The organism is Azorhizobium sp. AG788, from assembly GCF_004364705.1.
GTDB lineage: Bacteria > Pseudomonadota > Alphaproteobacteria > Rhizobiales > Xanthobacteraceae > Azorhizobium > Azorhizobium caulinodans.
Map to the genome: position 1 here is coordinate 17276 of NZ_SOBM01000005.1, position 26906 is coordinate 44181.

At 68.3% G+C, this 26906-nt stretch carries 24 protein-coding genes; 11 read left to right on the plus strand and 13 right to left on the minus strand.

Annotated features, from left to right (window positions below; all coding sequences use genetic code 11):
- Positions 1-68: 68 nt before the first annotated feature.
- From DFO45_RS13690 to DFO45_RS13700, 3 genes are all read right to left on the minus strand, one after another.
- A complete protein-coding gene (locus tag DFO45_RS13690) occupies positions 69-2108 on the minus strand; it encodes a tetratricopeptide repeat protein (RefSeq protein WP_348633842.1) in 2040 nt (679 codons plus the stop codon).
- Between the two features lie 72 nt (positions 2109-2180).
- A complete protein-coding gene (locus DFO45_RS13695) occupies positions 2181-2885 on the minus strand; it encodes a glutathione S-transferase N-terminal domain-containing protein (RefSeq protein ID WP_133865317.1) in 705 nt (234 codons plus the stop codon).
- Positions 2886-3074: 189 nt separating this feature from the next.
- Positions 3075-4121 (minus strand): lysine-2,3-aminomutase-like protein, encoded by a 1047-nt coding sequence (locus DFO45_RS13700; protein ID WP_133865318.1) that lies wholly within the window; start codon positions 4119-4121, stop codon positions 3075-3077.
- 169 nt (positions 4122-4290) lie between these two features.
- Here DFO45_RS13700 and DFO45_RS13705 point away from each other — a divergent pair, with 169 nt between their 5' ends.
- Genes DFO45_RS13705 through DFO45_RS13715 form a run of 3 tightly spaced genes read left to right on the plus strand, consistent with a single transcriptional unit; the run spans position 4291 to position 6941 of the window.
- A complete protein-coding gene (locus DFO45_RS13705) occupies positions 4291-4614 on the plus strand; it encodes an XdhC family protein (RefSeq protein WP_133865319.1) in 324 nt (107 codons plus the stop codon).
- Positions 4615-4623: 9 nt separating this feature from the next.
- Positions 4624-5325, plus strand: a complete 702-nt coding sequence (locus tag DFO45_RS13710) for an XdhC family protein (RefSeq protein WP_133865320.1) — start codon at positions 4624-4626, stop codon at positions 5323-5325.
- Positions 5322-6941 carry a molybdopterin-binding/glycosyltransferase family 2 protein gene (locus tag DFO45_RS13715; protein ID WP_133865321.1) on the plus strand — a complete coding sequence of 540 codons (1620 nt, stop codon included), beginning with the start codon at positions 5322-5324 and terminating at the stop codon, positions 6939-6941. The genes DFO45_RS13710 and DFO45_RS13715 overlap by 4 nt, the downstream gene beginning before the upstream one ends.
- A gap of 43 nt (positions 6942-6984) precedes the next feature.
- Here the strand turns inward: DFO45_RS13715 and DFO45_RS13720 are convergent, their stop codons facing one another.
- Entirely contained in the window at positions 6985-8991 is a 2007-nt protein-coding gene (locus DFO45_RS13720; RefSeq protein WP_133865322.1) for a methyl-accepting chemotaxis protein, read from the minus strand.
- A 302-nt stretch (positions 8992-9293) separates the two neighbouring features.
- Between DFO45_RS13720 and DFO45_RS13725 the strand changes: the two genes are divergently transcribed.
- Positions 9294-10508, plus strand: a complete 1215-nt coding sequence (locus DFO45_RS13725) for an arabinose transporter (protein ID WP_133865323.1) — start codon at positions 9294-9296, stop codon at positions 10506-10508.
- Here the strand turns inward: DFO45_RS13725 and DFO45_RS13730 are convergent.
- From DFO45_RS13730 to DFO45_RS13770, 9 genes are all read right to left on the minus strand, one after another.
- The gene (locus tag DFO45_RS13730) at positions 10505-10963 is read right to left on the minus strand and encodes a DUF488 domain-containing protein (RefSeq protein ID WP_133865324.1); all 459 of its coding nucleotides are present in this window, start codon (positions 10961-10963) and stop codon (positions 10505-10507) included. The two genes, DFO45_RS13725 and DFO45_RS13730, sit on opposite strands and share 4 nt — an antisense overlap.
- A gap of 1 nt (position 10964) precedes the next feature.
- Positions 10965-12194 carry a VWA domain-containing protein gene (locus tag DFO45_RS13735; RefSeq protein WP_133865325.1) on the minus strand — a complete coding sequence of 410 codons (1230 nt, stop codon included), beginning with the start codon at positions 12192-12194 and terminating at the stop codon, positions 10965-10967.
- A complete protein-coding gene (locus DFO45_RS13740; RefSeq protein ID WP_133865326.1) occupies positions 12172-13098 on the minus strand; it encodes a MoxR family ATPase in 927 nt (308 codons plus the stop codon). Before DFO45_RS13740 ends, DFO45_RS13735 begins: the two co-directional genes overlap by 23 nt.
- A gap of 95 nt (positions 13099-13193) precedes the next feature.
- Entirely contained in the window at positions 13194-14021 is an 828-nt protein-coding gene (locus DFO45_RS13745; RefSeq protein WP_012171460.1) for a hypothetical protein, read from the minus strand.
- A 114-nt stretch (positions 14022-14135) separates the two neighbouring features.
- Positions 14136-14936: a xanthine dehydrogenase family protein subunit M gene (locus DFO45_RS13750; RefSeq protein WP_133865327.1), complete on the minus strand. Its 801-nt coding sequence runs from the start codon at positions 14934-14936 to the stop codon at positions 14136-14138.
- Between the two features lie 140 nt (positions 14937-15076).
- A complete protein-coding gene (locus DFO45_RS13755; protein WP_133865328.1) occupies positions 15077-17455 on the minus strand; it encodes a xanthine dehydrogenase family protein molybdopterin-binding subunit in 2379 nt (792 codons plus the stop codon).
- Positions 17456-17608: 153 nt separating this feature from the next.
- Positions 17609-18097 carry a (2Fe-2S)-binding protein gene (locus DFO45_RS13760; RefSeq protein ID WP_012171463.1) on the minus strand — a complete coding sequence of 163 codons (489 nt, stop codon included), beginning with the start codon at positions 18095-18097 and terminating at the stop codon, positions 17609-17611.
- A gap of 155 nt (positions 18098-18252) precedes the next feature.
- On the minus strand, positions 18253-19293 hold the full coding sequence (locus tag DFO45_RS13765; protein ID WP_012171464.1) for a bile acid:sodium symporter family protein: 1041 nt from the start codon (positions 19291-19293) through the stop codon (positions 18253-18255).
- Between the two features lie 34 nt (positions 19294-19327).
- Complete coding sequence (locus DFO45_RS13770; RefSeq protein ID WP_012171465.1) at positions 19328-19786, minus strand: carbon monoxide dehydrogenase subunit G; 459 nt, start codon at positions 19784-19786, stop codon at positions 19328-19330.
- Between the two features lie 223 nt (positions 19787-20009).
- On the opposite strand from DFO45_RS13770, the gene DFO45_RS13775 reads away from it, so the two are divergent.
- From DFO45_RS13775 to DFO45_RS13805, 7 genes are all read left to right on the plus strand, one after another.
- Positions 20010-20927 (plus strand): branched-chain amino acid ABC transporter permease, encoded by a 918-nt coding sequence (locus DFO45_RS13775; RefSeq protein ID WP_012171466.1) that lies wholly within the window; start codon positions 20010-20012, stop codon positions 20925-20927.
- A complete protein-coding gene (gene livM / locus DFO45_RS13780) occupies positions 20927-22369 on the plus strand; it encodes a high-affinity branched-chain amino acid ABC transporter permease LivM (RefSeq protein WP_133865329.1) in 1443 nt (480 codons plus the stop codon). Before DFO45_RS13775 ends, livM begins: the two co-directional genes overlap by 1 nt.
- Complete coding sequence (locus DFO45_RS13785; protein ID WP_012171468.1) at positions 22366-23277, plus strand: ABC transporter ATP-binding protein; 912 nt, start codon at positions 22366-22368, stop codon at positions 23275-23277. Before livM ends, DFO45_RS13785 begins: the two co-directional genes overlap by 4 nt.
- Positions 23274-23993: an ABC transporter ATP-binding protein gene (locus tag DFO45_RS13790; RefSeq protein WP_012171469.1), complete on the plus strand. Its 720-nt coding sequence runs from the start codon at positions 23274-23276 to the stop codon at positions 23991-23993. The genes DFO45_RS13785 and DFO45_RS13790 overlap by 4 nt, the downstream gene beginning before the upstream one ends.
- Positions 23994-23996: 3 nt before the next feature.
- Positions 23997-24440 carry a DUF6867 family protein gene (locus DFO45_RS13795; protein WP_133865330.1) on the plus strand — a complete coding sequence of 148 codons (444 nt, stop codon included), beginning with the start codon at positions 23997-23999 and terminating at the stop codon, positions 24438-24440.
- 168 nt (positions 24441-24608) lie between these two features.
- Positions 24609-25709 (plus strand): branched-chain amino acid ABC transporter substrate-binding protein, encoded by a 1101-nt coding sequence (locus tag DFO45_RS13800; protein ID WP_043879434.1) that lies wholly within the window; start codon positions 24609-24611, stop codon positions 25707-25709.
- 172 nt (positions 25710-25881) lie between these two features.
- Entirely contained in the window at positions 25882-26898 is a 1017-nt protein-coding gene (locus tag DFO45_RS13805) for a glycosyl transferase family 90 (protein WP_012171472.1), read from the plus strand.
- Positions 26899-26906 lie beyond the last annotated feature (8 nt).

Sequence of the window (26906 nt, forward strand, 5' to 3'; positions counted from 1 at the left end):
AGCGGGGCCCATGCAGCAAACGGTTGACAATTCAGCCCGGCGCCAGCCTGCCCGCGATGGCCGCCACCTCAGGCGGCGGCCATGGTCTGCTTCACGGCGGCGGCGATGCGGGTGAAAAGGCCGGTCCAGTCGCCGGCCGTTTCCTGCCGCATGAGGCGCAGGGAGGGATAGAAGAGGCTGTGCTCGCCGCTCTCGCCCCAGCGCCAGTCGGGCACCGCCCGCAGCGCCACGAGGCCCGGCCGGCCCAGCGCGCCGGCGAGATGGGCGGTGGAGGTGTCGGTGGTCACCACGAGATCCAGATGGACGAGGATGCCCGCGCGGTCGAGGAAGATGCCGTCCGCATCCACCCCCTCCCCCAGCGTCTCGATGCGGTCGGCGAAGGGAACGGACGCAATCTGCTCGGCGGCCGCGCCGTGCTGGAGGGAGATCAGCCGCACGCCGGGCAGATCGGCCAGCGGCGCGAAGGCCGCGAGCGGCGCCGAGCGCCCCACATCGATGAGACGGGAAGGATTGCCCTGCCAGTTGATGCCCACCCGGAAGCCGCCACCCTCCCGCAGATGCGCCCATTTCGCCACCCGCTCCGCCGGTGCCGTGAGATAGGGCGCCACAGGCCACATGGCCGGATCGGGGGCGAACAGCTTCGCCAGGCTGGCAAGCGGCAGCCAGAAAGTGCCCGGCGCATCGGGCGCAATGCCGGAAATGTCCGTCACCACGGGGATGCGCGGCTCGAGGAGCGCGGCGAGCGGCGCAAGGGCGGGCCTGGCATGAAGGCGCGCCGGCAGACCGCGATCCGCCGCGAGCGAGAGAAGCCGGCCGAACTGCAGCACGTCGCCGATGCCCTGCTCGGCGAGAATGACTAGGTCCTGCACGGGCGCGACGCCATCCCAGCGCGGGAAAGCTGGCGGCAGGAAGGGCGGCGGCAGCAGGTTCTCGCGCTGCTCATATCCCAGCCAGCCCGCGGCCCATTCGCCCCGCGCCAGATCGAGCGAGGATTTCGCGACAAGCGCCGCCGGGTCGCGTGGCGCGGCGCGCAGGGCGCGGCCGACGGCGGTGCGCATCTCGTCGGGACGGCCGAGATCGGCGAGCGCCGCCGCCCGCACGAGCAGCGCCGGCGTGAAATCGGGGGCAACGGCGATGGCCGCGTCGGCGTCGCGCACGGCGGCGGCCGAATCGCCTTCCGCCCGGCGGATTTCCGCCCGCTCGGCCAGGGCCGGCGCGAGGCGCGGCTGGTCGGCCAGCGCCAGATCGCACTGGCTCCGCGCCTCGGCGAAGCGCTCTTCCATGCGCAGCAGGCGCGCCAGATGCACCCGCACCGTGGGGCGCGGCTGGGGTTCGAGCGCGAGTGCCTGGGTCATCAGGTCGATGGCACCGGAGATGTCCATCAGCGCCGCCTTCGCCTGCCCCGCCACGTGGAAGGCCTCGGCAAAGGTCGGGGCCGCCGCCATCGCCGCTTCGGCGGCGGCGAGCGCCGGCACCGGCTCGCCCATTTCCAGCAGGGTGCTGGCCTTGGCGACGAGGTGCAGCGGCGACCAGGGCTGCATCTCGATGAGACGCTCGCAATCAGCCAGCGCCTCCGCATGGCGGGCGAGACGGGCGTAGGTGGTGGCGCGGTTGGTCAGCGCCTCCACCGAGCGCGGATCAAGGGTAAGCGCCCGGTTGTAGCGCTCGATGGCCGCCGGAAAGCGCCCCAGCGCGGCAAGCGCGTTGCCAGCCTGGAAATGCGCTTCGAGCAGGTTCGGCGCGAGCTTGGCGGCCTCGTCGAAGGCGGCCAGGGCCTTGGTGGCATCGCCCTGCCCCAGCAGGCCGGCCCCCACGAGAAGATGGCTGTTGGGGTCGCGGGGGGCGAGGTCGCGCGCCTTCTGCGCCGCGCGCACCGCCTCCTTGGCCCGACCGACCTGAAGCAAAGCGAAGGCGAGCATACGATGGGCGTCAAGGAAACCCGGCGCCACCTTGGCGGCGGCACGGCAGGCCTCGATGGCCTCATCCATGCGGCCGGCACGATGCAGAGCGGAGGCCTGCCCCAGAAGGGCGCGCGGATCGGATGACATGGACGACCAAACCCTCGAAAGCTGGCGGGCAGCCGTCACCGGCGCCCCGTTTCGTCGCACATGCCAGAAACCATCGCCCGAGGCCAGAGGGGCGGCTTCACCGACTGGCCTGCCACCCGACCTCGCCTGCGATCAGCGGGCCCGCTGGCCGAACAGCACCGACTGGGCCGCCTTGTCCTTGGAGAGGTCCGTCTTCTGCTCGGCATTCACCGCAAGGCCGCGCTGCACGCCCGGGCGGGCCTTCACGGTCTCGATCCAGCGGCCGAGATGGGGGAATTCGGCAATGTCCTGCCCCTGCCGCTCCCAGAGCTTCGCCCAGCCGATGCAGGCGATGTCGGCAATGGAGAAGTCGCCGGCGAGAAATTCACGATCTTCGAGGCGCTTGTTCATCACGCCATAGAGGCGGTGCACCTCGTTCGTGTAGCGCGAGACCGCATAGGGAATCTTCTCGGGCGCGTAGAGGCGGAAGTGATGCGCCTGGCCGGCCATGGGGCCGAGGCCGCTCACCTGCCAGTACAGCCATTCCTCCACCTCGACGCGCTTGCGCTCGTCGGCGGGATAGAACTTGCCGGTCTTGCGGCCGAGATACTGCAGGATGGCGCCGCTCTCGAAGACCGAGATGGGCGTGCCGCCCGGCCCGTTCGGATCGATGATGGCGGGGATCTTGTTGTTCGGCGACACGGCGAGGAAATCGGGCGCGAACTGGTCGCCCTTGCCGATGTTCACGAGCTTGATCTCGTACGGCAGCCCGCACTCCTCAAGCATGATGGAGACTTTCCATCCGTTCGGTGTCGGCCAATACAGCAGCTCGATCGGCTGTTGCTGAGCGTCCGCCATTCCAGTGCTCCATCCTCGACCGGCCCGCCGGCGAATGCCGCTACAGGTAGGCCGAGCGCGCGCCGGGGGCAAGCGGGGCTGTTAACAGTTCGTTAACGGACCGCACAGCCGTTTGAAAACAAAAGATATTATGCGTGATCCCAACGCAGCGAAATCATGGTCCAGCTCAAGCCAGAGCCTCGACGGACGTCACCCCGGCACCGCCTCGCCATAGGCATGGATGCCGCCGCAATTGTCGGCCACCTGCCAGCCAGCGCCTTGCGGCGTGAGATAGCCGGGCGTCAGCGGCACCTTGCCGGCGCCGCCCGGAATGTCGAGCACATAGGTGGGCTGGGCGATGCCGGAGAGGCGGCCACGCAGCGCGCGCACCAGGGCCTGCCCTTCCGGAACGCTCAGGCGGAAATGGCCCGTTCCGGGAGCAAGGTCCGGATGGTGCAGGTAATAGGGCTTCACCCGCCGCTCCACGAGGGCGCGGAACAGGGCATCGAGCGTCTCCACCCGGTCGTTCACGCCCTTCAGCAGCACTGTCTGCGACAACAGCGGAATGCCGGCATCGGCGAGCCGGCCCAGCGCAGCGGTCGCCGCATCGCCCAGTTCGCGTGCATGGTTCACGTGCACGGCCACGTAGGCGGCGACGCCCGGTGCCTTCAACGCCCGCACCATCTCCTCGCTCACCCGCTCGGGCGCGGCGATCGGCACGCGGGTGTGAAAGCGCACCACTTTCACATGGGGAATGGCGGCGAGCCGGCCCACCACGTCCGCCATGCGGCGGGGCGAGACCATGAAGGGATCGCCACCGGTGAGGATCACCTCCCAGACCTCGGGATGGGCGGCCACATAGCCGAGCGCCCGCTCCAGCATGTCGGGCGTCAGGGCCGTTTCCGCGCCCGGCCCCACCATCTCGCGGCGGAAGCAGAAGCGGCAATAGACGGCGCAGACGCCCACCAACTTCAGCAGCACCCGGTCGGGATAGCGGTGCACGATGCCAGGAACCGGAGAATGGGCGTCGTCCCCGATGGGATCGACCAGTTCCTGAGGATCGGTGCGCAGTTCGGCCACATCGGGCACGAACTGGCGGGCGATGGGATCCGACGCATCGGTCCGGTCCATGGCCGCGACCAGTTCCGGCGTGACCGCCACCGCATAGCGCGCGCCCACAGCATCGAGCACGGTCCGCTCCGCCGCCGGGGCAAGGCCCGCCGCGATGAGGTCATCGGCCGTGCGCAGGGTGGACATGGGGGCACTCACGCAAACATGTTGGGCAGAGGATGGGAACCGCGCCGGTTTTGCCGGTCCCGGTGCGAGCCGGGCTGCAAAGCCGACGGCCCAGCCCTATATCTGGCTCTATATAGGCCGCAGCCCCCCGCGCCAACGCGCCGGCTGCTGCGCCCGCCGGAGACCTGCCATGCTGGCTCGTGAAGACGATGTGCTGGAAGCCGCCGCGCGGTGGCGCGCCGAAGGCAAGGGTGTGGCCCTCGCCACCGTGCTTGAGACCTGGGGCTCCGCCCCCCGCCCCGTGGGCAGCCACCTCGCCATTGACGAGACCGGCAACTTCCTCGGCTCCGTGTCCGGCGGCTGCGTCGAGGGTGCCGTGGTGACGGAAGCGCTGGACGTGATCTCCCAGGGGGAGCCGAAGGTGCTTGAGTTCGGCGTGGCGGACGAGACCGCCTGGCGCGTCGGCCTGTCGTGTGGCGGAGCCATCCGCATCTATGTGGAACGGGTGGACTGAGGAGGCACCATGGATCTCGCCCTTCTCACGGCCCTCAATGCCGAGCGCGCCGCCCGACGCGCCGCCGTGCTCGTCACCCATCTCGCCTCCGGCCGCCAGCGGCTGATCAAAGCCGCCGAGCTTGATGCCGATCCCCTGGCACCGGCGCTCGCCGCCGCGCTCGCCAGCGGCAAGAGCGGCATGGTCGGCGAGGACGAGGCGCGCAGCTTTCTGGCCGTCCACGTGCCGGCGGCACGCATCGTCGTGGTCGGCGCAGTGCATATCTCGCAGGCCTTCGCGCCCATGGCGCGGGCGACCGGCTTCGACGTGACCATTATCGATCCCCGCACCGCCTTCGCAACGCCCGAGCGCTTCCCGGACACGCGCGTCATCGCCGAATGGCCGGACAAGGCCCTGCCCGGCCTCGGGCTCGATCCCTTCACGGCGCTCGTCGCCCTCACCCACGACCCCAAGATCGACGAGCCGGCGCTCGAAGCCGCCTTGCAGGCCGGCTGCTTCTACGTGGGCGCGCTCGGCTCGCGTCGCACCCACGCCAAGCGCGTGGAGCGGATCGCGGCGCGTGGCCTGTCGCAGGGCCAGCTTGCCCGCATCCACGCGCCCATCGGGCTCGACATCGGCGCCGCCAACCCGCCCGAGATCGCCGTCGCCATCCTCGGCGAGGTCATCGCCGATCTGCGCCGGCCAGTTCGCCGTTCCGAGGCGGCCGCGTGAGGTTCGGTCCCGTTCCTCTCGCCGAAGCCGAGGGCGCCATCGCCGCCCATTCCATCCGCTGCGGCGACCGGGTGATCCGCAAGGGCACGCGGCTCGCTGCGGACGAGATCGCGGCTCTCTCTGGCGCCGGCCATGCCAGCGTGGTGGTGGCCCGCCTTGAGGCGGACGACGTGCCGGAGGATGCCGCGGCCCATGAATTGGCGCAGGCGATCGCGGGCCCCGGCCTCCGGGTGGAGGCGCCCTTCACCGGTCGGAGCAACCTCTTCGCGCAGGCGGCGGGCGTCATCGCCATCGACCGGGCGGGCGTCGATGTCTTCAACGGTCGCGACGAGGCCCTGACCCTCGCCACCATTCCGGACCTGCGCCCCGTGCAGGCCGGCGACATGGTGGCGACGGTGAAGATCATCCCCTTCGCCGTGCCGGCACCACTCGTGCGCGAGGCTGCCCGGACGCCGCCTCTCCTCACCCTTCATCCCTTCGTGCGCCGCAAGGTGGCGCTCGTCTCCACCCTCCTGCCCGGCCTGCCGCCGAAGGTGGTGGAGAAGACCCGCCGCGTAACGGCCGCCCGCCTCGCCCCGGCCGGCGCCGCCCTCAGCCACGACGTCCAGATCCCGCACGACACGGCAGCGCTGGCACAGGCCATCCGGACCGTTGCGTCGGAGGGGGCGGACCTGGTGCTCATCTTCGGCGCCTCGGCCATCACCGACCGGCGTGACGTGATCCCCGCCGCGCTGGAGGCGGCGGGTGGACACGTGGAGCGGCTCGGCATGCCGGTGGACCCCGGCAACCTCACCCTCATCGGCCGGCTGGGCGACCTGCCGGTGATCGGTGCGCCCGGATGCGCCCGGAGCGCCAAGGAAAACGGCTTCGACTGGCTTCTGATGCGCCTCTTGGCGGGGCTCGACGTCACGGCCGCCGAGGTGGCGGGCCTCGGCGTCGGTGGCCTGCTGGGCGAGATCGTCACGCGCCCGCAGCTCCGCGAGGAGCCGCCCGCGCCGCATGAGCCGGAGATCGCGACGCTCATCCTCGCCGCCGGGCGGGGCACACGCATGGGCGGCCCCAACAAGCTGCTGGCGGACGTGGGCGGAACGGCGGTAGTGCGCCGGGTGGCGGAGGCGGCGCTCGTCGCTGGGCCACGTCCCGTGGTGGTCGTCACCGGTCATGAGCATGAGCGGGTGGAGCAGGCGCTGGCGGGCCTTGCCGTCCAGTTCATCCACAATCCCGACCACCTGACCGGCATGGCGAGTTCGTTGCGCCGGGGCATTGCGGCGCTGCCCGCGGGCGTCGAGGGCGCCGTCGTCGCGCTCGGCGACATGCCGCTGGTGAGCGCGGAGCTGTTCGGACGGCTGGGCGCGGCCTTTGCGCCGGAGCTGGGCCGGCTCATCGTCGTGCCCATGGCCGGCGAGCAGCGGGGCAACCCTGTCCTGCTGTCGCGCCGCTTCTTTCCGGACTTGATAGCGCTCGAAGGCGACATCGGCGCCCGGCGCATCATCGCCGCCCATCCGGAGGCGGTCGTGGAAGTGGAGGCGCCCGGCGCGGCGGCCTTCCTCGATGTGGACACGCCGCAGGCGCTGGACGAAGCCCGCGCGCTCCTGGGTTCAGCGCGGGGCGACTGAAGCCGGCCGGCTCACGGCCGGCCGGGCCCCATCTTTTCTTGCATCAGGCCGCGCGGATGGCGGCGAGGAAATGCTCCACACGCTGGCGCAGTTCGCCCGCTTCCCGCGAGAGACGGGCGGCTGCCTCCAGCACGTGACCCGCGTCCTCGCCGGTGGCGGTGGCGCCCCGGCGCACGTCCATGACATTGCTCGACACTTCGGAGGTCCCGGCCGCCGCCTGCTGGACGCTGGAGGCGATCTCCTGCGTGGCCGCGCCCTGTTGGCTCATGGCCTCGGAAATATCGGAGGAGATGGAGGTCATCTCCTCGATCACGTCGCCGATCACGTGAATGGCATCCACCGCCTCGCGGGAGGCGTCCTGGATGGAGCGGATCTGCGCCGAGATGTCCTCGGTCGCGCGGGCGGTCTGGCCCGCGAGGGACTTCACCTCCTGCGCCACCACCGCGAAGCCCTTGCCCGCATCGCCCGCGCGGGCGGCCTCGATGGTGGCGTTGAGCGCGAGGAGATTGGTCTGGTCGGCGATCGCATTGATGAGATTGACGATCTCGGAGATGCGGGAGCTCACCGAGACGAGGCTCTGGACCGTGGTGTCGGTCTCGCGGGCGCTGGCGGCAGCGCGCTCTGCCACCCGGCGGGAGGTGGCGGCGCGGTGTGAAATCTCGCCGATGGAGGCGGCAAGTTCCTCGGACGCCGCGGCCACGCTACGGACATTGGCGGAGGCCTGCTCCGCCGCCGCGGCGGCGCCCTGCGCGTTGCGGGCGCTGGCGTCTGCCGTATTGGTGAGCGAGCGGGCGGTTCCTTCCAGCGTCGCGGATGCCGTGGAGACGAGATCCAGCACACCCGAAATGTCGCGATTGAAGGACGCGATCAGGCCGTCGATGGCCTCGGCGCGGCGGCGCTGCACTTCGGCGGCGGCATGCTCCTTGGCCTCCAGCCGCTCGCGCTCTATGGCGTGCTGCTTGAAGACCTCCACCGCCTCGGCCATGGCGCCGATCTCATCGCGGCGGTCGCGGTCGGGCACGGGCGTCGCGAGGTCGCCGGCCGCCAGCGCATTCATGGCCTGCGTCATGCGCGATAGCGGACGGGTGATGGTCTGGCGCAGCAACTGACCCAGCAAGGCAATGCTGATGAGGGCGATGATGACCGTCGCCGCGAAGGCGGTGACGCGGAACTCGGTCAGCGAGGCGAAAGCCTTGGCGGGATTGATGGCAACGGCCAGATGCCACTTCGCCCCCTCGAGCCCGGTGAGGGGCAGGAAGGTCACGAGCATGTCCGTCTCGCCCGCGCGGGCCTGAGAGATGGCGCGGGCGATGGGCGGCACCTGACCCGTGAACAGGTCGGACAGCTTCTTGCCGACGAGTGCCATGTCCGGGTGGACGAGAATGGTGCCGTCGTCGCTCACGAGGAAGGCGAAGCCCATGCCGCCGAAATCGATGGCGGCAAGGCGGTCCTGCAGGGCGGTCACGAAAAAATCGACGCCGGTGACGCCTGCCAGTTCCCCCTTCACATAGACGGGAACGGCGGCGGTGATGACGAGCTTACGCGTGGAGGCGTCCACATAGGGCGCGGTCATGATCGGCGCGCGCGCACGCTCGGCGGCCTGATACCACGGGCGTTTGCGCGGGTCGTAACCGGCCGGCATCGTCTCGCGCGGAGCATTGAAGAAGGCGCCGTCCCGGTTGCCGAAATAGCTCGACTTGAACTGCTGGATCAGCACCTCATTCTGGAGCAGGTCGGGAGCGTTCTCGGGAGCCTTGGCGATGGTGTCCGCGATTTCCCGCGTCAACATCATGCGCCCGGAAAACCAGTTGGCCACGGCGTCCGCCGCCAGAACGCCCGATCCGTCCAGCTTCGCTTCCACGTCGCGGGAGACCAGGGCCTGCTGGCGCCAGTCGATCACCAGCGAAAAGCCTGCAAACGAAAGCACGACGGCCAAGGATACGATCAGGATGATCCGCCGCAGAAGCTTGGTGCGCCGGGGCGCGGTGGCGGCGGGACGGCCCAGCACCGCCGGCCGCGTGCGATCCATGGACATCGAAGGCGAGGACATCGGTGAACTCCGTGCGATCCGGCGCCCCAAGGCCAAGCCCAGGATCGGTCCATCCACCGCTACCAGCGCTTCTGCGAAGCCCGTGTGAAATACTGCGGAAATGCCCGCAAAATCCCCCTGTCCTCATGCGGATATTGCGGCATCATTTATCATGATACCAAAATCGGGAATGACACGCAGCCTCTTGACGGCTTACCGCCCCTTCCATATGAAACCGCGCATTGGGATGATGCATCCCCGTAAGCGTCTAACGTGAAGCAACGCAGCCAACCGGCTTTCATGCCGCAATCTGAGGCTGCCTCATGCACGCTCCTCCCAAGCCCCGCGCGTCCTCCGCCCTCTTCGCGGTCGTTCCGATCCTGTTTCCGCTGACGCTCTCCGCATTTCTCGCGGTCCTGAGCATCGGCATTCCCCTGCCCGTCCTCTCCATCCGCGTCCATGAAGGCCTCGGCTTTGGCGCCGTGCTCGTCGGCGTGGTGGTGGGCAGCCAGTCGGTCGTCACCCTGCTCAGCCGGGGCATGGCCGGCACCACCGTGGACAGCCACGGCGCCAAATGGGCCGTCGTCGCCGGCCTGCCGCTCGCGGCCTGTGCGGGCGGGCTCTATCTCGCCTCGCTCGCCCTGCCCGATCCCTCGCTCAGCCTGGCCGTGCTGATCGCAGGGCGCATGATCCACGGCATTGCGGAGAGCCTCTTCATCACCGGCTTCCTGGCTTGGGGCATCGGCCGCGTGGGTGTCGCAAAGGCCGGCCTCGTCATGGGCTGGAACGGCATTGCGGTGAGCGCCGCTCTGGCAGTGGGTGCCCCGCTCGGCGTCGTGGCGCAGGAGAGTTACGGCTTCGGGGCGGTGGCCCTGCTCGCCCTCGCCGCACCGTTGCTGGCCATGGCCATTGTCGTCTGCGTCGCCGCCGTGCCCCGCTCGGAAGCACCGGCGGCGCCGCGCCTGCCGTTCGTGCGCGTGCTCGGCCTCGTCTGGCGGTTCGGGCTCGTGCTGGCGCTCTCCACCGCGCCCTTCGCCTTGCTCGGCAGCTTCGTGGTGCTCACCTTCACCGAGCGCGGCTGGGCGCATGCAGGGCTTGCCCTCTCGCTCTATGGCATCGGCTTCGTGCTCGTGCGCTTCGCCTTCGGCCACATGCCCGACCGGCTGGGCGGGGCCACCGTTTCGCTCATCTCGCTGGCCGTGGAAGGCGTGGGGCAGGCCCTGCTCTTCGCCGGCGGATATGGCGGGTTCGACCATGTGTGGGTCGGGCTCGCGGGTGCCGCGCTGACCGGCGCCGGCTTCTCGCTGGTGCTGCCGGCGATGGGGGTCGAAGCGGTGCGCCGGGTGCCGCGCGAGAGTCAGGGGGCCGCCATCGGCAGCTTCATGGCTTTCCTCGACATCGCATTGGGTGTCACCGGGCCTTTGGCCGGCCTGCTGGCGGGGGTAGCGGGCTTCGGCTCGGTCTTCGGGGCCGGCGCCCTTGCCTGCATCGTCGCCATCGGCCTCGTGCTGGCCATGGGTCGGAGAACGGCCAGCTAGAACGGGTCCGCCTCCAGATGGGTCACATCGAACCCCAGACGCTCGCAGAGGAGTTCCGCGAGCCGCTGGCGGTGGCAGCCCTCCACATGGCGCTCGTAACACAGGAGACAGACGGGCCGGCTGCGGGCGAGCGCGGTCAGTTCATCCAGCGCCTCGCGGGCGGCCGGTGTTTCCAGATGGGCGTTGTAGATGCGCATGAGGGTCGAGACATCACCCTTGCGCGCGGCGGTACGCCCATCGGTGGGCGTGCCCAGCGCCCGCAGGTGCACATAGCCGATGCCGTGCTCGGAGACGCCCGCCGCCAGCGCCGTCTTGGAAAAGCCGGGCCGGCGCGAGACCACCACCGCCCGCACGTCCACCACGAGGCCGACGCCCGCATCCTCCAGCGTCTCGAAGAAAGCGGCTGGCGTCGTGTGCTCATAGCCAATGGTGAAGAATTCGCTGACCTTGCTCATGTCACCCCTCTCCTGCCGCCAGAAGCTTGCGACCGGCAAATGGCACGGGCGGGGCGGCGAGCGCCGCCACCAGCGCCTCAAGGCTCGCCAGATCATGGACGGGGCGGAAATCGTCCACATAAGGCAGCATGGCCCGGATGCCCCGCGCACGCGGCTCGAAGGCGGAATAGCGCAGCAAGGGATTGAGCCAGACGAGGCGCAGGCAGGAGCGCTGAAGGCGGCCCATCTCCTGCGCCAGAGTCTCGTCCGCATCCCGCTCCAGCCCGTCGGTGACGAGGAGGACGATGGGGGTCTGCGCCAGCACGCGGCGGGACCAGTCCTTGTTGAAGGCCCGCAGCGAGGTGGCGATGCGGGTGCCCCCGGACCAGTCGGGCACGAGGCGGGACACCTCCGTCAGCGCCGCATCCGCATCGCGGTGCCGTAGCGCGCGGGTGACATTGGTGAGGCGCGTGCCGAACAGGAAGGTGTCCACCCGACGCCGGGTGGCGAGCGCGTGCAGGAAGTGCAACACCGGGCGGGCATAATCGGCCATGGAGCCGGAGATATCCAGCAGCGCGACGACCGGGGTCGGCCGCTCGCGGGGACCGCGCCGCTTCAGCGGCAACAGCGCCCCGCAAGTGGCGAGCGAGGCCCGCAGGCTGGCGCGGAAATCGGGACGGGCGCCGCGTGGATCCGCGATGAGGCGGCGCGTGCGGATGGTGTCCTGGGGCAGGCGCAAAGCGGCGATGCGCCGGCGGGCCTCGCGCAATTCCTCGGCGCTCATCTGCGCAAAATCGCGGGTGCGCAGCACGTCCTGATCGGAAGCCGTGAGGCGGGCATCGAGTGAAACCTGCTGCTCTTCCACCTCCGGCGGGCGGGAGAGGCCCCGGAACGCCTCCTCCACCCGTCTCTGGCCCGGCTTGGGCGGCTCCGGCGCGCGGGGCACGGCGACCGGCGAGAGCAGTTCCATGAGCTTTTCCGCCGGCGCGCGGCGGCGCCAGAAGCGGGCGAAGACCGCATCGAACAGGTCATGGTCCTCATGCCGCTTCACGAAGACGGCGTGGAGGGTCCAATAGAGATCCTGCCGGGTGCCGACGCCCGCCACCTCCACCGCCGTCACCGCATCGAGCATCACGCCCGGGCCGACGGTGAGCCCGGCGGCACGCAGCAGGCGGCCGAAATAGAGGATGTTGGCGGCGAGCCGGCCCTCGTGGGCCGGGCGCAACGGCTCAGGCGATGCGGCCGGCGGCATGGCGGGCCTCGTCCAGCAGGCGAGAGATCGCCGCCGCATCGGTGCGGGCGATGTCGTCCTGATATTTCAGCAGCACGCCCAGCGTGTCCTGTGCCAGCGCAGGATCGACGGCCACCGCATCGAGCTCCACGAGGGCAGCGGCCCAGTCCAGCGTCTCGGCGACGCCCGGCACCTTGAACAGGTCTTCCCGCCGCAGGGCCTGCACGAAGGCCACCACCTGCCGGGAGAGGGCCTGCGGCACCTGCGGCAGGCGGGCCCGCAGGATCTCCAGTTCCCGTTCGGCGCTGGGATAGTCCACCCAGTGATAGAGGCAGCGCCGCTTCAGCGCGTCGTGGATCTCGCGCGTGCGGTTGGAGGTGAGGATGATGATCGGCGGATGTTCCGCCCTCACGGTGCCGAGTTCTGGAATGGAAATCTGGAAGTCCGACAGCACTTCCAGCAGGAAAGCCTCGAAGGCCTCGTCCGTGCGGTCCAGTTCGTCGATCAGCAGCACCGGCGGCCCCGAGGGATCGGGCATCAGGGCTTCGAGCAGCGGGCGGCGCTGGAGATAGCGCTCGGAGAAGACGCCGGATGAGATCTCCGCCTTGTCGCTCTCGCCCGCGGCTTCCGCGAGACGGATCGCGATCATCTGGGCGGGATAGTTCCACTCATAGGCGGCGCCGGCGAGATCGAGCCCCTCATAGCATTGCAGGCGAATGAGGCGCCGCCCAAGGGCGTGGGCCAGCGTGCGCGCCACTTCGGTCTTTCCGACGCCGGCCTCGCCTTCCAGCAGCAGCGGACGGCCCATGCGCAGGGCGAGATGCAGCACGGTGGCAAGCGCCCGGTCTGGCACATAGCCGGCGCCGGTGAGCAGGGCCTGCGTGGCATCGATGGACGGGGGCGGGAAGGAAGCGCGATCCGGCATGACACAGATGTACTGCGGCTCGCGGCGCGCCGGAAGCGCTTCTTCAGTCCGGGCCGAGCGCCGGCCGGGTGGTTTGCCCCGGCCGGCGGCCCGCTTCAGGACATCAGCAGTGTGTAGGCGAATTCGCCGGCCAGCATCAGCAGGAAAACGCCAAGGCTCACTTCCAGCACGCGCTTGGGAAACTGGCCGGACAGGGCCGCCCCGAGGGGCGCCAGCCCCACGGCGGTGACGAGGATGACGGCGACGCCGAACACCTGCATGAAATCGGCACTGGCGGCGGGGAACTGCGGGTCCCCGAAAACCGCCGCGGCGAGGCCGAACAGGCCGGGGACGGCGAGCACAGCGCACACGGCCAGCGGGTCGGCCATCATGCGCCCGGCTCCCGCCCAGGCATCGCGCAGCTTGTGAAAGGCCCCGCCAAGGCTGCTTTCCAGATCGGAGAAACCGTCATCCGAGAGTGTGGCGGCACCGCCGCCGCCCGCCGCCACCAGCCGGGCGCCGGAGGGCGCCGAGATGTGGCCGAGAAACAGCATCTTCACCGCACCCGCGAGGACGGCGATGGTGAAGACGAGTTCCATCTCTCCTGACGGCAAGGCGGATACGACGACGCTTGCGGCGACCGCCGCAGCGGATACCGCCCAGAGCCAGCCTCCCGGAGCCAGACCGCGACCGGACCGGGCGGCCCGCCGCCCTCGCCAGAGGCGCAGCCCCGTCACGGCGACCAGAGCCAGGGAAATGCCCGTCGCCACATGGACGACCAGGCTGTTGTGCATGCCGAGCGTCGTGAGGAGCGGGTGCAGAACCGGGACGATCACCAGACCGCCATAGGCTCCGAATAGCCCCACGAGCAACCCGGCGAGTGCGCCCAGGGCAAGCAATGCCAGGACGAACTCGATGAGTTCAGGAATGGATTCCGACGCCATAAGACCCCCCTTGAGGCGCGAAGGGAACCATATGACGCATTAGTGGAATAAAACCACGATTTTTTAACAAATTTAGCTGGTATACATGACCTTAGCCAGCCATTACCTACCAAGCTACCCCATAGATGCAACCACCGCGCGCCGGGCCATCACTTTAACCAGATGAGCCCGATAGTCGGCACTGCCGTGGAGGTCCGACATCATGTCGGCAGACTCTACGGAAAGGCCGTCCAGAGCCTCCAGACGGAAGTCGGCGGCGAGTGCCTCTTCCGCCTCGCTCCAGCGGAATACGCCGCCCTGCCCCGCCCCGGTGACGGCCACGCGCACGCCCTCGGCGCCCTGCGCCACGAAGACGCCCGCCATGGCGTAGCGGGAAGCGGGATTGCGGAACTTGGCGTAGCCGGCCCGCGCCGGCGCAGGAAATTCCACGCCCACCACCAGTTCGTCCTCCTCCAGCGCGGTCTCGAAGAGGCCGGTGAAGAAGTCGTCCGCCGCCAGCGCGCGCTTGCTTGTGAGGATGGTGGCGCCGAGGCCAAGGCAGCCGGCGGGATAATCCGCCGTGGGATCGTTGTTGGCGATGGAGCCCCCGAGCGTGCCGCGATTGCGCACGGCCGGGTCGCCGATCACGCCGGCGAGTTCCGCCAGCGCGGGAATGACGCTCTTCACAAGAGCGGAGGTCGCCACTTCCGCATGGCGCGCCATGGCGCCGATGACGAGGCCTTCGCCCTGACGCTCGATGCGGGACAGGCCGGGAATGCGGGAGAGGTCCACCAGCGTGCCCGGCTGCGCGAGGCGCTGCTTGAGGGTCGGCAGCAGGGTCTGGCCGCCCGCAAGAACCTTGGGCTCGTCCACCGAACGCAGGAGGCCGATGGCGTCGTCAAGGGCGGCGGGGCGCTGATAATCAAACGCGTACATGGTCTGATCTCCTGAAGCACGTCCGGCTTCGATGTCTGGCAATCCAAGCCGCAGGACGGGCCCTGTTCAAGGGAAAAGGCGAGGTCGGAGGGCAGGCCAGGCGTGGCCTGACCCGATCCGCCGCGATGGATGCGGGCCGATCACTCCGCCGCCAGTGCGGGTGCCGGCAGGTCCCGGATGATCTTCCAGACCTTGGCCGGTGTCGCGGGCATGGGCACGTCCTCGGTACCGAGGGCATGGGTGAGCGCATTGATGACCGCCGGCGGGGCGGCGATGGCACCGGCTTCGCCGCAGCCCTTGATGCCCAGCGGATTGGAGGGGCAGCGCGTCTCGGTGAGCCCGACACGGAAGGACGGCAGATTGGCTGCGCGCGGCATGGTGTAGTCCATGAAGGAGCCCGTCACGAGCTGGCCGTCCGCATCATAATGCACGGCTTCGAGGAGCGCCTGCCCGACGCCCTGGGCAATGCCGCCATGCACCTGCCCCTCGACGATCATCGGATTGATGACGACGCCGAAATCATCCACCGCCACGAAATTCACGATTTCCGTGACGCCGGTGTCCGGGTCCACCTCCAGCTCGCAGACGTGACAGCCAGCGGGGAAGGTGAAGTTGGTGGGGTCGTAGAAGGCCCCCTCCTTCAGCCCCGGCTCGATCTCGGAGGTGGGGAATTTGTGCGCCACATAAGCGTTCAGTGCCACTTCCGCAAAGGCAAGGCCCCGGTCGGTGCCGGCCACGCTGAACCGTCCGTCCTTGAACTCGATGTCCCCTTCCGAGGCCTCGAGAATATGGGCGGCAATCTTCTTCGCCTTGGCCTCCACCTTGTCCAGCGCCTTCACGATGGCAGACATGCCCACCGCCCCCGAGCGGGAGCCATAGGTGCCCATGCCGAACTGCACCTTGTCGGTGTCGCCATGGACGATGGTCACCTGCTCGATGGGAATGCCGAGCCGGGCGGACACGAGCTGGGCGAAGGTGGTCTCGTGCCCCTGCCCGTGACTGTGCGAGCCGGTGAGCACCTCCACATTTCCGGTGGGGTTCACCCGTACCTCCGCGCTCTCCCAGAGGCCGACGCCGGCCCCGAGCGAGCCCACCGCCGCCGACGGGGCGATGCCGCAGGCCTCGATGTAATTGGACAGGCCGATGCCCCGCAGCTTGCCGCGGCGGGCGGCCTCCGCCTTGCGAGCGGGGAAACCGGCATAGTCGGCAAGCTCCAGCGCCTTGTCGAGGGAGGCGAAATAGTCGCCGGCGTCATAATTCATGATGACCGGCGTCTGGTGCGGGAAGCTCCGCACGAAGTTGCGCCGCCGGAACTCGGCGCTGTCAATGCCAAGCGTGCGCGCGGCGATCTCCACGATGCGCTCCACCAGGAAGGTCGCTTCCGGGCGCCCCGCCCCGCGATAGGCGTCCACGGGCGCCGTGTTGGTATAGACCGCATCCACATGGCAATGGATGGCCGGCATGGCGTACTGGCCGGAGAGCAGGGTCGCGTAGAGATAGGTCGGGATGGCCGAGGCGAAGGTGGAGAGATAGGCGCCCATGTTGGCCGTCGTCTCGACCCGGAAGCCGAGAATGTGCCCCTCCGCGTCCAGCGCCAGTTCCGCATGGGTGATGTGGTCCCGCCCATGGGCATCGGAGAGGAAGGCCTCGGACCGATCCGACGTCCATTTCACCGGACGTCCCACGCGCTTGGCGGCCCAGACGCAGACCGTCTCTTCCGCATAAATGAAGATCTTGGAGCCGAAGCCGCCGCCCACGTCCGGGGCGATGACGCGCAGCTTGTTCTCCGGCGCGATGCCGACGAAGGCCGAGAGCACGAGGCGGGCCACATGCGGGTTCTGGCTCGTGGTCCAGAGCGTATAGGCCTCGTCGCCGCTGTCATATTCGCCGATGGCGGCGCGCGGCTCGATGGGGTTGGGCGCCAGACGATTGTTGACGAGATCGAGGCGCACCACATGGGCCGCCTGCCCGAAGGCGGTATCGGTGGCGGCCTTGTCGCCCAGTTCCCAGGAGAAGACCGTATTGCCGGGCGCCACCTCATGCACCTGCGGCGCACCGGCCGCGCGGGCGGCGCTCGTGTCCGCCACCGCCGGCAGCACCTCGTAATCCACCGCGACGGCCGCGGCGGCGTCCTTGGCCTGATTGAGGGTTTCCGCGATCACCACCGCCACATGGTCGCCCACGTAGCGCACCTTCTCCTTGGCGAGCGGCGGATGAGAGCCCATGCGCATGGGCGTGCCGTCCACCGAATGGATCATCCAGCCGCAGATGAGGTCGCCCACCCCGTCCTGCGCCAGATCCGCGCCCGTGAGGATGGCGACGACGCCCGGCATGGCCGAGGCGGCAGAAATGTCGATGCCGCGGATGCGGGCATGGGCATGCGGCGAGCGCAGGAAATAGGCGTGCGCCTGCCCCGGCCGGTTCATGTCGTCCGTATAGCGGCCCTTGCCGGTGATGAAGCGGTGGTCTTCCTTGCGGCGGACGGGCGCGCCGAGGGGCGTGACGTTGCTGGCGTTCATGGGTTCCTCCCCCGAATGGGTGTCCCAAAGGGAATGCACGGGCTCCGGCGCCGTTTGTTGAGGCTGTCCGGATGAGCGGATGCTGCCGCCACGGGCGGGCAGACGAATGCTGTGCAATGGATCAGGAGGCGGGCACGGACACCCGCCGGTCCCTCACTCGGCGGCGAGGGCGGGCTGCTTCATGGCGGCGGCACCGGCGGCCACGGCCTTGACGATATTGTGATAGCCCGTGCAGCGGCAGAGATTGCCGTCGAGGTTCTCGCGGATGGTCGCCTCGTCGAGCTCCGAGCCGAGGCGCGCCACCATGTCCACGGCGGTCATGATCATGCCCGGCGTACAGAAGCCGCACTGCAGGCCGTGGTTCTCGCGGAAGGCTTCCTGCATGGGGTGCAGCTTGCCGTCGGCCGCGAGGCCCTCGATGGTCAGAACGCTGGCGCCATCGGCCTGGACGGCCAGCATGGTGCAGGATTTGACCGCCGCGCCGTCGAGATGAACGACGCAGGCGCCGCACTGGCTGGTGTCGCAACCCACGTGGGTGCCGGTGAGATGCAGCGTCTCGCGGAGGAACTGCACCAGCAGCGTGCGCGGCTCCACCTCCGCCGTCACCGCCTTGCCGTTCACCGTCAAAGAGATTTTGGCCATACGTTCCTCCCGGACCCTCGTTGTGCCGACCCGGTGAACTGCCCCGCACGACCGGACGGCTGGGGTGCTTTGTAATGGCTCCAGTGTGGGGCCGCGCGGTGGCGGCGGTCAAGCGTGGCGTTGAACGCGCAACGCCGCACCTGACCGCCTGCACATCACTTCGTCGCGTGCCGGGGCTCTGGCAGCGGGCCGTCTCCGGCGGCCTGAGCGCGGGCCTGCGCCTCCGCGCGCTCCAACCGCCCCACATTGTGGCTGGCGATGAAGCTGACCAGTACCAGCTGGATGAAGTGGAAGAGCATCACCGGCGCGATGATGAGGCTGAGTTCTGCCTGCGCGCCGAAGATCACGCTGGCCATCGGCAGGCCCGTCGCCAGCGACTTCTTGGAACCGCAGAACAGGACCGCGATGCGGTCACCGTAGTTGAAGCCGATGATCCGGCAGATCACGCTGAGGAGGCCATAAACGACAAAGAACAGTGCCACCACGCCCACCACCATCTCGATGATGAGGCTGGTGTCGTGCCGGCTCCACACCCCTCCGGCGACGCTGTCGCAAAACGAGTTGTAGACGATCATCAGGATGACGGCGCGATCGGCGATGCGTGCGGCCCGCTTGTGCCGGGCAATGAAGCTGGCCGCGACGGGGCGCAGCATCTGACCGATGCCGACGGGCAGCATCACCAGAAGCACCAGCTTGATGATGACGCCTTCCAGATCGAGCTGCCCGCCCGTCGCGTGCATGTACCAGGCCATCAGCAGCGGCGTGATGAACACGCCGATGAGGCTGGAGATGCTGGCATTGAAGATGGCCACCGGCACGTTGCCCCGCGCCAGCGAGGTCATCGCCACCGAGGACGAGACGGTGGAGGGCAGCGCGGCGAGGAAGAAGAAGCCGGTCACCATCTCGGGGGGCATCACGCGCAGCAGCAGCGGATGGGCGGCGAGCACCACCACCGGGAAGAGCACGAAGGTGGCGCATTGCACCACCAGATGCACCCGCCAGCGCCCGACGCTCTTCCAGAGCTGATCGGGCGCCAGCGACAGGCCGTACAGGATGAAGATGAAGGCGACGCCGTAGCTCGCGGCCTTGTCGGCGTGGAGCGGTCCATCCGTCACGCCCGGAACGGGCCAGACGAGAGCGGCAAGGACGGTCAGGGCGAGCGCGATGACGAAGGGGTCGAGCTTGAAGCGAGACATCGGAAACGCACGAGAACAGAGGGGCCGTCGCCCCCTACGGCGTCTCCTGCTGCGCGACCGCTTCGGCGAAGTTCTTGAAGAACTCGTCTGCGATTTTTTTCGCTGTCCCTGCCACCAGACGCTGACCAAGCTGGGCAAGCTTGCCGCCGATCTGCGCCTCGGCCTTGTAGGCCAAGGTGGTGCCACTTTCACCCGGGGTCAATTGCACGAATGCACCACCCTTCGCGAAACCGGCGATCCCCCCGTCGCCTTCGCCAGCAATCCGATAGCTTTCCGGCGCGTTGAAGTCACTCAGGGTCACCGTGCCGCGGAACTTGGCCTTGACCGGGCCGATCTTGGTCACCACCACCGCCTTGAGCTCGGTGTCGGAGACCTTTTCCAGCTCTTCGCAGCCCGGAATGCAGCGCTTCAGCATCTCGGCATCGTTCAGCGCGGCCCAGGCCACCTGCTGCGACACGGGCAGTTCGTAGCTGCCTTCCATTTCCAGCGCCATGGCGCCCTCCCTCACACGCAACCCACAGGCCAAGGATGTTGCGCCAGCGCAGCTTTAAGGAAAAGCTGGATGCCCGAGAAAATTGCGAAAGGGGACTGTCCACACGCCCAAAGGCGGATTTGTCACTCCACCCGAGCCACGCTATGAGTCGCATCGGTCCGTTGTGCCCATACATGAGGCACGTCTAAACAATAGGCGGACCAGAACGAGGGGCACCAGACGTATGGACGTCTTTCTGCAACAACTCATCAACGGGCTGACGCTCGGCTCCATCTATGGGCTGATCGCGATCGGCTACACGATGGTGTTCGGCATCATCGGCATGGTGAACTTCGCCCATGGCGACGTTTTCATGGTCAGTTCGTTCATCGGGCTCATCGCCTTCCTGCTGCTCACCACGGTGCTCGGCATCTCGTCCATCTTCCTCGTGCTCGCCATCGTCCTCGTGGTGGCGATGCTGTTCACGGGACTGCTGTCCTGGACCATCGAGCGGGTCGCCTACCGCCCACTGCGCGGCTCCTTCCGCCTCGCACCCATGATCTCCGCCATCGGCATGTCCATCCTGCTCGCCAACTTCGTGCAGGTGGCCCAGGGTCCGCGCAACAAGCCGCTGCCTCCGATCATTCCCGACGTGATCGTACTGATGGACAATAACGGCTACCAGGTGACGCTGGCCTACAAGCAGATCGTCATCATGGCCGTGACCGTCGCCCTGCTGGCCGGCTTCTGGTACCTCGTGCAGAAGACGCCCCTCGGCCGCGCCCAGCGCGCCTGCGAACAGGACCGCAAGATGGCGGCGCTGCTCGGCGTGGACGTCGACCGCACCATCTCGCTGACCTTCGTCATCGGCGCCATGCTCGCCGCCGTCGCCGGTACCATGTACCTGATGTATTATGGCGTGGTGAATTTCAACGATGGCTTCGTGCCCGGCGTGAAGGCGTTCACCGCCGCCGTCCTCGGCGGCATCGGCTCGCTGCCGGGCGCGGTGCTGGGTGGCCTGCTGATCGGCCTCATCGAGACCTTCTGGTCGGCCTATTTCTCCATCGAATACAAGGATGTAGCGGCGTTCTCCATCCTTGCCATCACGCTCATCTTCATGCCTCAGGGGCTCCTCGGCCGTCCGGAAGTGGAGAAGGTCTGATGGCCGCCACTCCGACCAAGGGCGGGGCCGCCTCTGCGCCCCCCGCCCCGTTTGCCGCCGCGCTGAAGGACGCGGTGGTGAGCGGTGTCCTCACCTTCCTCCTCCTCCTGCCGCTCGTCGGCTTCCGCGCCACCGAAAGCGGCAGCGGGCCGCTGACGCTGACCTACCGCTTTGGCCTCGTCACCATCTTCGCCCTGCTGGTGGCGGGCCTGCGGCTGGTGCTCAACCTCACGCTCTGGCGCGAGGGCCGCGTGAAGGCCACGAAGTCCGGCCCGTCGGCGCTGGCCGTCGTCGGCAACCAGATGGCGCCCTTCGCGAAGAGTGCCTTCTTCGCCATCGCCATCCTCTATCCGCTGCTGGCGGTGCTGCTCTCGGGCGGCCTCACCCCCAGCCGCTACTGGATCGACCTCGGCATCTATATCGGCTCCTACGTGATGCTGGGCTGGGGCCTCAACATCGTGGTCGGCCTCGCCGGCCTGCTCGATCTCGGCTACGTGGCCTTCTATGCGGTGGGCGCCTATGCCTTCGCGCTCCTGTCCACGTCCGTACCGATCAATGACTGGATGGCCGGCCACCTCGGCGAGAACTTCTGGGCGCTGTGGTCCTTCTGGGTGTGCCTGCCGGTCTGCGGCCTGCTGGCGGCGCTCTGGGGCGTCATCCTCGGCTTCCCGGTGCTGCGCCTCAGGGGCGACTACCTCGCCATCGTGACACTGGCCTTCGGCGAGATCATCCGCCTCGTCCTCATCAACTGGACGGATTTCACCAACGGCGCCGCCGGCATCGCCTCCATCCCGCCCATCTCCTTCTTCGGCATTCCCTTCTCGTCCGGAGACGACGGGTTCGCGGCGCTGTTCGGGCTCACCTTCGACCCGATGCACCGCATCATCTTCCTCTATTTCGTCATCGTGGCGCTCTCGGCCCTCACCGCTCTGGCCACGCTGCGGCTGCGGCGGATGCCGGTCGGGCGGGCATGGGAAGCGCTGCGCGAGGACGAGATCGCCTGCCGCTCGCTCGGCATCAACACCACGCTCACCAAGCTCACGGCCTTCGCCACCGGCGCCATGTTCGGCGGCTTTGCGGGCGCCTTCTTCGCGGTGCGCGTGCGGTTCGTGTCGCCCGAGAGCTTCACCTTCATGGAATCGGCGATGATCCTCGCCATCGTCGTGCTCGGCGGCATGGGCTCGCAGATGGGCGTGGCGGCGGCCGCCGTCTTCATGATCGGCGGCATGGAAATGCTGCGGAACCTCACCTTCCTGAAAAGCGACTGGCTGCTGGGGCCCGACTTCGATCCGACCCTCTACCGCATGCTCATCTTCGGCTTCGCCATGGTGGCGGTGATGGTCTGGCGTCCGCGCGGCATCGTGTCGGGTCGCCTCGCCACCATCTTCCTGAAGGAGCGCAAGACGGTGTCCGGCGATCTCGTGAAGGAGGGCCACGGATGAGACGCTGGGAAACCGATCCCATCCTGACCGTGGACCACCTCACCATGCGGTTCGGTGGCCTCGTCGCGGTCAACAACGTGTCCTTCACCGTGGGGCGCGGCGACGTGACCGCCCTCATCGGGCCGAACGGCGCGGGCAAGACGACAGCCTTCAACTGCATCACCGGCTTCTACAAGCCGACGCTGGGACGGCTCGCCCTCGCCCACGAGGCGCCGCCGAGCCCGGCGGAGCTTCAGGCGCTGACCGCCAACGGCCAGGCCGGGGCGAAGACCGAGAACGGTGCGCTCTATCTCCTGGAGCGCCTGCCGGACCACAAGGTCTCGGCTCAGGCGCGGGTGGCCCGCACCTTCCAGAACATCCGCCTGTTCTCAGGCATGACGGTTCTGGAAAACCTCATGGTGGCGCAGCACCAGAAGCTGATCCGCTCCGGCATGATGGCGCCCTCCGCCCTCTTCAACCTGCCCTCCTGGCGCCGCCAGGAGAAGGAAGGCGTGGAGCGGGCGCTGCACTGGCTCGAAAAGGTGGACCTGATGGCCCGCGCCGACGATCCGGCCGGCGACCTGCCATATGGCGACCAGCGGCGGCTGGAGATCGCCCGTGCCATGTGTACGGAGCCGGTGCTCCTGTGCCTCGACGAGCCCGCCGCCGGCCTCAATCCGAAGGAATCAGCCGCGCTCAACACGCTGCTCCTGTCCATCCGCGCCGATTACGGCACCTCGGTGCTGCTGATCGAGCATGACATGTCGGTGGTGATGGAAATCTCGGACCATGTGATCGTGCTGGAATACGGCAGCAAGATCTCCGACGGCACACCGGCGGAGGTACGCTCCGATCCCGCCGTCATCGCCGCTTATCTCGGCGTGGACGAGGATGCGGTCGAGGCCGTGGAAGCGGAGGTGGGCCTATGACGGCGCTGCTCTCCGTAAAGGGGGTCAAGACCTATTACGGCAACATCGTCGCCCTGAAGGGCGTGGACGTGGAGGTGAACGAGGGCGAGATCGTCACCCTCATCGGCGCCAACGGCGCCGGCAAGTCCACGCTGATGATGACCGTCTGCGGCTCCCCCCGCGCCCGCGAAGGGTCCGTGATCTTCGACGGGCGGGACATCACCCGCATGCCGACCCACGAGATCATGCGCCTCAAGATCGCCCAGTCTCCCGAGGGACGGCGCATCTTCGGCCGCATGACGGTCTATGAGAACCTCCAGATGGGTGCGGCCGTGGACGGCAACGCCCATTTCCAGGAGGATCTGGAGCGCATGTTCGCGCTCTTCCCGCGCCTGAAGGAACGCCTGTACCAGCGCGGCGGCACCCTCTCCGGCGGCGAGCAGCAGATGCTCGCCATCGCCCGCGCGCTGATGACCCGCCCCCGCCTGCTGCTGCTGGACGAGCCCTCGCTCGGCCTCGCGCCGCTGGTCGTGAAGCAGATCTTCGACGCCATCCGCGACCTCAACCGCACCGAGGGGCTCACCGTCTTCTTGGTGGAGCAGAACGCCTACCATGCACTCAAGCTCGCCCACCGGGCCTATGTGCTGGTGAACGGCACCGTCACCATGAGCGGCACCGGCAAGGAACTGCTGGAGCGGCCCGAGGTGAAGGCCGCGTATCTGGAAGGAGGACACTGAGCCATGGTTGCCCCCTCTCCCGATCCCGGCCGCCGCTGGGCCCCCATGGTGCTGCTGCCTGTCATCGCGCTGGTCGCGGTGGTGGCGGCCTTCGTGCTGCATCCGCAATGGGTGGTCGAGGTGTCCCTCGGCGACTTCCTGCTGGTGACCGTCTTCCTCGGCGGCGGCGCTGCCTGGATGTCCGGGCGCGCGGTGGCGAAGGTGTGGAGCCCCTTCCTGCTGGTGTTGGTCTATTCCGTGCTCGTGACCTGCGCGGTGCGCTTCTGCCACTTCGCCTTGTTCCACGGCACGCTGCTGTCGCTGAAGTATTTCCTGGTCGAGCTGGTCATCCTGTTTTCCATTGCGAGCCTTGGATTCCGCACGGTGCGCAAGCAGCAGATGACGCTTCGCTACGGCTGGCTCTACGAGAGCTCCGGCCCCCTCGCCTGGCGTCCGCGCCAGGGCTGAACGCCACGCTGCCGCAGCCCCGCCTCCCCCATCGACAGGGGACGGATTTGCGGCAGAATGGCGGGCATCCACGTCCCTGAATCGACTGTACCAGTCACACATCTGCCCGTTGCAGCCGGCCTCGCGGGTTCCGTCTCGCGACCGCTGGAAAAACCAGAGGAGATACGGATGAGGAAGCTTCTACTTGCCGGTCTTGCGCTTGGCGCCGGCCTGGCCTTCGCGGCCCAGGCTCAGGCCCAGGTGAAGCTGGGCGTGGCCGGTCCCATGACCGGCCCGAATGCCGCTTTCGGCGCCCAGCTCAAGAACGGCGTCGAGCAGGCCGTCACGGACATCAATGCGTCCGGCGGCATCCTCGGCCAGAAGATCCAGGTGTTCGTGGGCGACGACGCCTCCACCCCGGCGCAGGGAACCTCCGTCGCCAACAAGTTCATCTCCGACGGCGTGAAATACGTCGTGGGCCACTTCAACTCGGGCGTCTCGATCCCGACCTCCACCAACTATGAGGAAGGCGGCATCCTCCAGATCACGCCCGCCTCCACCAACCCGACCTTCACCGAGCGCAAGCTCTGGAACGTGTTCCGCACCTGCGGCCGCGACGACCAGCAGGGCGCGGTGGCCGGCGAGTACATCCTGAAGAACCTGAAGGACAAGAAGATCGCCATCGTCCACGACAAGACCCCCTATGGTAAGGGCCTTGCCGACGAGACCCAGAAGGCCATCAACAAGGGTGGCGTGAAGGAAGTGGTCTATGAGGGCATCACGCCCGGCGAGAAGGACTACTCCGCCCTCGTCTCCAAGCTGAAGGCAGCCGGCGTCGAGGTACTCTATTACGGCGGCCTGCACCCGGAAGCTGGCCTGCTGGTGCGCCAGATGCGCGATCAGGGCATGAAGACCGTCCTGTTCTCCGGCGACGGCATCACCGACAAGGAATACTGGACCATCGCCGGCCCCGGCGCCGAAGGCACGCTGATGACCTTCGGCCCCGATCCGCGCAAGAACGCCGCCGCCAAGGAAGTGGTGGACCGCTTCAAGGCCAAGGGCATCGATCCGGAAGGCTACGTGCTCTATTCCTACGCCGCAGTGCAGATCATCAAGCAGGCGGCCGAGGCCACGAAGTCCCTCGACCCGAAGAAGGTCGCCGACTACATGCACTCCGGCGCCACCTTCAACACCGTGCTCGGCCCGCTCGCCTTCGACAAGAAGGGCGACCTGACCAAGCTCGACTATGTGGTCTACGTCTGGAAGGACGGCGGCTATTCGGAACTCTGATCCGGCCCTGCCGATCATATCCATCTGACAGGGAGACGCCCGCGCCATGCGCGGGCGTTTTCTTTTGCGCCGGAGCGGTTCGAATTCCGCAACGGCAGGCCCATCACGTTCGCGCCGTGGAGCATTTGCCCCCTACCGGACAGGGGGGCATTGGCCTTATAAGCCCTAGCCGATGGCCGCTTTATCCGACCTCCTGTTCCAAGCCGTACCCGGGCCTGTGCTGCGGGCGATGGTTGCCGCGCGCTTCGGAACCGTGGTGCCCGCCGGACGCCGGGTCTGGGTGAATGCCGGCGCCGGCCGCGAGGACGGCCTCTCCTTCGAGAATGACGGGCGCTGGCTGGTGGCGACCGCCGGCGGCGAGCTCCTCAAGCGCGACCGCATCAACAGCCTCTGGAAGCGCGGGGCCATCATGGCCTATTTCGCCTCCCGCTCGAATGCGGACGCCCTGGAGACGAGCCTCGCCGACCACAGCGCCACGCCCCGCGTCCTCACATTCTGTTCCAACCATCCCGACGCCGTGCTGGTGCCGGACCGATCCTTCATGACGCCGCGCATCTACGCGCCCTATCGGGCCATCGCCCATAGCGTGCCATGGGCGGAGCGCGAGGACGTCGTGCGCTGGCGTGGGGCGCCGTCCGGCCAGGGCGAGATCGCCCATAGCTGGATGGACGCCGGCAACCCGATGCTGCGCCAGCGGGTGCGCATGTGCCTCGCGCTCCGCGACGAGCCGGGCGTGGACGTCGCCTTCGCCGGCCGGGCCGACCTCGCGCCCTATGGCATCAGCAAGGAGCGCCTCGATCCGCTGAGCTGGGCCAAGGTGCGCTATGCCATCGACATCGACGGCTTCTCCGCCGCCTGGATGAACTTCTTCTCGCGCCTGCTGCTCGGCTGCTGCGTCATCAAGGTCGCCTCGCCCTATGGCTTCCGGCAGTGGTTCTATGACGCGCTGGTGCCGTGGATCCATTATGTGCCGGTGAAGGCGGACCTCTCCGACCTCAAGGAAAAGATTGCTTGGTGCCGGGCCAATCCCGATGCCTGCCGGCAGATCGCCGAGGAGGGCCAGCGCCTTGCCCTCTCGCGCACGGTCGAGAGCGAGACCCAGCTGACGCTCGCCCGCATCGACGCCGCGCTTGGAGCCCGCAATGCGGCCAAGGCGCCCAATCCGCGCCTGCGCGACGCCAGTTCCTGATCGGGATC